Origin of the sequence: Paracoccus sp. (in: a-proteobacteria) (assembly GCF_046462195.1) — a bacterium.
Classification (GTDB): domain Bacteria; phylum Pseudomonadota; class Alphaproteobacteria; order Rhodobacterales; family Rhodobacteraceae; genus Paracoccus.
The window spans coordinates 1-4,376 of sequence record NZ_JBKGUN010000111.1 but is presented as its reverse complement, the minus strand read 5'-3'; the positions used below and the strand labels follow the sequence as shown (position 1 = coordinate 4,376).

General features: G+C 63.2%; 4 protein-coding genes. 3 read left to right on the top strand and 1 reads right to left on the bottom strand.

Translation table 11 applies throughout. From position 1 onward, the window contains the following. Nucleotides 1–144 precede the first annotated feature (144 nt). Both ACLHHB_RS07325 and ACLHHB_RS07320 read left to right on the top strand, forming a co-directional pair. Nucleotides 145–1,248, top strand: coding sequence for a hemerythrin domain-containing protein (locus ACLHHB_RS07325; RefSeq protein ID WP_410217624.1), 1,104 nt, complete (start codon nt 145–147; stop codon nt 1,246–1,248). Between the two features lie 120 nt (nt 1,249–1,368). Further along, on the top strand, nt 1,369–1,830 hold the full coding sequence (locus ACLHHB_RS07320) for a hypothetical protein (protein WP_410217623.1): 462 nt from the start codon (nt 1,369–1,371) through the stop codon (nt 1,828–1,830). A gap of 315 nt (nt 1,831–2,145) precedes the next feature. Here ACLHHB_RS07320 and ACLHHB_RS07315 read toward each other — a convergent pair whose 3' ends face one another. Continuing rightward, nucleotides 2,146–3,111: a transglutaminase N-terminal domain-containing protein gene (locus ACLHHB_RS07315; RefSeq protein ID WP_410217622.1), complete on the bottom strand. Its 966-nt coding sequence runs from the start codon at nt 3,109–3,111 to the stop codon at nt 2,146–2,148. A 146-nt stretch (nt 3,112–3,257) separates the two neighbouring features. On the opposite strand from ACLHHB_RS07315, the gene ACLHHB_RS07310 reads away from it, so the two are divergent. Continuing rightward, entirely contained in the window at nt 3,258–4,031 is a 774-nt protein-coding gene (locus ACLHHB_RS07310) for a transglutaminase-like domain-containing protein (RefSeq protein ID WP_410217621.1), read from the top strand. Nucleotides 4,032–4,376: the final 345 nt, after the last annotated feature.

Genomic DNA, 4,376 nt, shown 5'->3' with positions numbered 1-4,376 from the left:
GCACTGCAGCAAGATCTTCGGGGAATCCTCTCCGGCTGATCCTGACTAAGCCTTCTTGAGCGACCAGTGAGTGATGCTCCTGCATTTCGGCGGGGTGTTGCTGCCGGCTTCGGGTTCAGGACGGCGCCCAGGAAAGTTGTTTCCATGACCCTCCGCCAGACGATCCAGGCCGCTCCCGAAAAAGCCGCCGCATTGATCACCAAGCTGTCCGCCACCTCCAACCAGGCCGTGAAGACGCGCGAAACCGCGTTTGCGGACCTCCACGACGAGCTGTCCCGCTATGTCGAGATCGAGGAACAGCACCTTCTGCCGCTGCTGCGCAAGCATCCGGAGACCAAGGAGCTCGCCGTTGCTGCTCTGAAAGGCAACAAGGAGATGCGGGCTGCGCTCGAGACGCTGTCTGGTCTGCCGAAGGACAATGACGGGTTCCTGGCGCAGCTGGCCGAGCTGAACAAGGGCTTCCAGCAGCACGTCCGCAATGAGCGCAAGGAGCTTCTCCCGGCTGTTCTCAAGGTGCTCAGCAATGACGAGGCCGCCAGCCTGGCCGCCAATATGGAAAATGCCGTCGAAGAGGCCGAGGCCGCCAAGCGCGACGAACAGCGCGAAGAGCGGGCGCAAGCCAAGCGCGATGCTGAAAAGGCCGAACGGGCTGAAGCGGACAAGCGGGCAGCGGCCAAACAGGCCAAGCGCGACGAGCAGGCTGAAGCCGACCGTCAGGCTGAGGAGGCCAGGAAAGCCGCCGCAGCCGAGCGCGCGGTCGCGCGGGCGCAGAAAGAGACCGAGCGTGCCGCTCGCGAGGCGTCCGAAAAGGTGGCGGATGTCATGGAACGTGGCGCGGCCGCAATGCAGGACCGGGCGCGTCAGGTCACCGAGACGCTGACGGAGCGGACCCAGCAGGTTGCCTCCGACACCCGCGAGGCCCTGACGATCTACAGCGACGCGGCGCGGACAATGGCCGAGGACATGCAGGTTGTCACCACAACCTCCGTCGCCTCGGTGCAGGCCGTGTCCGATGTCACCTCGGCCTGGACCAGCTGGTTCGAGAAGGCCACCCGCGCCAATGCCGAGGCTTCGCAAAAGCTCCTCCGGGTCAAGTCGGTGAAGGACCTTGCCGAGCTCCAGCGCAACTTCGCCACCAGCGCCATGCACAACTGGATGGAACGGCGTACGGCGATGCTCCAGATCGCACAGCGCAGCTCCAGGCAGGCATTGAGCCCGCTACAGGCGCGCGTCGACGAGGCGGCGTAACGGCCGCACCCGCAGGGTTGGCGTTGCTGCGACAAGCAGCGGCGCTGCCTGTGTGGGCGTATTGGGGGGGGCGGCGGCGCAGGTTGCCGTTCCGCGTTTTGCTGATCTGCAAAGGACAACATGATGATGATCGCCGGAAGCAAGGCGTTGGCCGAGCTGGCAAAGGCCAACTCCGACATGATGAAGACCAACAGGCGCGTGAACGAGATGATGGTCGCCTCCGGCAGCGTCATCGGCGCGCGGATGGGGATCATGGGCAGCGCGGCCCGATCTCCCGCCCAAGGCGATTATGCCGAGATCGGCGGCATGGTGCAGGAGAAGGTTGTGGCTGTCGCCAAGGTCAACCAGGCTCTTGTCGAGCAATGGTCGGCGATGCTGGCGGACGCATCCGAGCAGGCACAGCATCTGGGCCGCCTGATGTTTGGCGGACGCCCGTTGAGCATGGGTGACATGTCGGGTCTTGCAGAACGCTGGATGGCACATGGTACGCGCGTGATCACCCGCACCATGGAGACCGGTGGACTGGCCCTGGCGCCGGTGCACCTGCAGGCCACCGCCAACGCACGGCGCTTGAGCAAGTAAGCGTCTGGCCCGGGCAGTGGATGGTTGCGCCGGAGCCGCCAGGAAGGTGTGTAACGAGTCGGGCCTCGCCGTCGCTGGCGAGGCGTTTTTGCGGCCAGCTGTCCTTCCGCCCGTCCCTGTCAGGAAGTGTCGGGTTGCTTCCATCCGCTGCGGTTGGCCACATGGCGTACCCGAGGAGTTTGACGCTCGACCCTTTTGGTGCCGCTGCTCGGCTATGTCTTTGGGAGGCCTCAAACGGCGGCGGCTGCGCCCGGTACCGAAGATATGCCGCCGCTGTTCCCGCTCGAGGGTGTCGTGTCACCTGGTGACGGAGCTTCAGTCGTTGCGCAGAACGTCAACCTGAACCTCCATTCCAAGGCTGCAGCCGCCTGAGGAGATAAAGGCACCGGTCAGAGGAAGGGCCTGTGACGCGGTGCGGGTGGTCGCCACACGAATGAGGTTGCGGCCTGCGATGATCCGGTTGGTGGGATCGAATTCCACCCACCCCACACCCGGAACAAACACGTCCGACCAGGCATGGGTTGCTCCTCCCCCCGTCACTTCGGCCGCGCCCGGAGCAGAGGAGCCGAGATGGCCATGGTCGGCCACAGGGTCATAGAGATATCCTGTCACAAAGCGTGCCGCGAAGCCCAGAAGTCTTGCAACCTCCATGAACAGCACCGCCAGATCGCGGCAGGTACCGCTGCCAAGTCGGATCGTCTCCCTTGGCGACTGAACGCCTTGGGCCTCCCGGCGGCCATACCTGAAGCGCTCATGGATGACCCGCACAAGTCCATCCAGAAGTGCCATGGTCTCATTGGAGGCTTCTGGCCAGGCAGAAGCCAGCCATTCTTCGAGCACGGCTCGCTCGGCAGGGTAGCCGAGTTGCATCACCGGTGCCAGATCAACCCTTTCCTCGTCTTCGTACGTGAACGGGAAAGGTCCCGTATGGCGGGCCAGCCGAACGATCGGATCGTCATAGCCATAGCGACGCACCATAAGTTCGCTGGCAATCAACAACTGGTCGGCAGGCTTCAGGAAGGTCAGCAGGGCGACCGAGTTGCCAAAGGTGTCGAACTCCCATCGAACGGACGCGGCAGGCGACACGATCAGGCTCGATGTCAGCAAGCGCATGTCATGCGCGTCCCGGGGACGCATCATCAGCCGGTGGACCCCGAACTTTACCGGCCGGTCATAGAAATATCTGGTACGGTGACGAACAGAGAAGGTCGTCACCACCTCAAGTCGATCTTCATGGGTCTGATCCAGTTTTGTTGGGCTGCACGCCAGCAGGACCTGCACCACCCTCCTCCTTTGCAAGGAAGCACGCAATGCGCATTCGCTTTGGCTTTGAAATAGCTCTCCATACGCAGGTTCATCTTCCCTTGATCCTTGCCTTGTCCCCACACCCGTCCGTTTCGGGTCGCATCATGGGAGCCAACAAGATCATGACGGACCCTCCCCTGCCCGTGGACGAGTTTCTGGACCCGTTCGGCAATCGCCGGGCGCGGCTGGTGGCTCGGCCGGGGCGCTGCAGGCTCTGGTCGGATGACGTCATCGAGATCGACGGGCAGCCTGACGTCTTCAACTGGAACGCCCGCCAGCACGAAGTGTCCCACCTTCCACCCGAAACGCTGCCGTTCCTGACCGCCAGCCGCTACTGCGAGTCGGATGTGCTTTCTCAACAGGCCTGGGACCTTTTTGGCACAACGCCACCGGGATGGGCACGGGTGCAGGCCATCAGCAACTTCGTCCACAATCACCTGACCTTCGGCTACAAGTTCGGGCGCCCGACGAAGACGGCAGTTCATGCCATGTCCGAGGCAACGGGCGTTTGCCGGGACTTTGCCCATCTGTCCATCGCGCTGTGCCGTGCCATGAACATTCCGGCCCGCTATGCCAGCGGCTACCTTGGCGACATCGGCGTTCCGCCCTCTGGTCCGGGCGATTTCTGCGCCTGGTTCGAGGCCTACCTCGAGGACAGGTGGTATACATTCGATGCCCGATACAACACCCCCCGGATCGGTCGCGTGCTGATGGTCCGGGGACGTGATGCAGCGGACGGGGCCATGATCACGTCCTTTGGTTCTTACACCCTCGACGCTCTGCGTGTCTGGACAGACAAGCTTCCTGAAGAGATGTCCGACACCGAAGTCACGAAACAGCTGGACCAGCTTCCCGAGAGCCCCGCTCTCACCTTGGCCATGGCAGGAACCTCTTGATCAGTCCGGCATCCCTTCCCGCTTCACGCCAGGATCGTGGCTCCGGCAGGCAATGCATGAATGACCTGAGATGAACAAGCTCCGTGACTTTTGGTGTGTGCGACCCAAGCATCAGGACTGCCGCCCGTTGCCGATCCTCCTGACACCCTCTGACGGACAGGCTTGCCGAAGCTGAGCCTGTGCTGCGGGAACGGGCTATTTATGCGCGTGCCGTCCAGCGCGCGTTTCACCGCCCGGGCTCCGAAAGCAGGCGGCGCAGCGTCAGGTCCATGCTGTAATTCCCGTCAGCGGAGGGATCAGCGCGTTCCAGCGTGACCTGCTCGGTCACACCGTTCCTTTCGATCT

What these genes read in the sequence shown, in the direction of transcription:
- ACLHHB_RS07325 (WP_410217624.1), top strand. Translation starts at nt 145, where the DNA reads ATGACCCTCCGCCAGACGATCCAGGCCGCTCCCGAAAAAGCCGCCGCA.
- ACLHHB_RS07320 (WP_410217623.1), top strand. Translation starts at nt 1,369, where the DNA reads ATGATGATGATCGCCGGAAGCAAGGCGTTGGCCGAGCTGGCAAAGGCC.
- ACLHHB_RS07310 (WP_410217621.1), top strand. Translation starts at nt 3,258, where the DNA reads ATGACGGACCCTCCCCTGCCCGTGGACGAGTTTCTGGACCCGTTCGGC.